Origin of the sequence: Ovoidimarina sediminis (assembly GCF_032586175.1) — a bacterium.
Lineage (GTDB): Bacteria > Pseudomonadota > Alphaproteobacteria > Rhodobacterales > Rhodobacteraceae > Ovoidimarina > Ovoidimarina sediminis.
The window spans coordinates 1-633 of record NZ_JAWHTE010000074.1 but is presented as its reverse complement, the minus strand read 5'-3'; the positions used below and the strand labels follow the sequence as shown (position 1 = coordinate 633).

At 59.4% G+C, this 633-nt stretch carries 1 protein-coding gene; it reads right to left on the bottom strand.

Annotation, left to right across the window (positions count from 1 at the left end; genetic code table 11):
- Positions 1–17: 17 nt before the first annotated feature.
- The coding region (locus RXV90_RS25780; protein ID WP_316653294.1) for an IS630 family transposase at positions 18–633 on the bottom strand (616 nt) is incomplete at its 5' end.

The window sequence follows — 633 nt, the reverse complement described above, 5'->3', positions numbered from 1 at the left end:
TCTAGAGCCTCGTCCATTTAATCTGCAACATATCCGGCAGCCTTGAAGAGGTTTCGGCACTCGTTTGGTGGAAAGAGGTCGCAGGTTTGGGCGACTGATTGGAAGAGCGCGTCGAACGTACGGGCCTTGAGCCGTCGCAGGTGCGCTTTGAGTTTCGAGTATGCCATCTCAATCGGGTTCAGATCGGGCGAGTATGGCGGCAGGAAGAGCAGCCAGTTGCCTTGAGACTTCAGCACGTTCTGGGCGTAAGCGGATTTGTGGGATGACAGGTTGTCGGCGATCACCACATCGCCCGGCTGTAATGTCGGGGCCAGTTGGGTCTCGATATATGTATCGAACGCTGCGCGGTTCATGGGGCCATCCAGCACCCATGGGGCGCTGAGTTCGTCGACCCGCAAGCCTGCGATAAAGGCTTGCGTGCGCCAATGGCCAAAGGGCGCATCTGCTTCGAGCCGGGTCCCTCGGGCGGATCGGCCCCGAAGCCGTGTCATCTTGGTCGTGACAGCTGTTTCATCAATAAAGACCAGCCGATGCGGCTCAAGACGCATCCTCGGCATCCGGCGGTGCCGCCACTCGTACCTGGCGGCGCGGACCCGTTTGCGCAGCCGCTCCGTCGCAATCAGGGATTTTTTT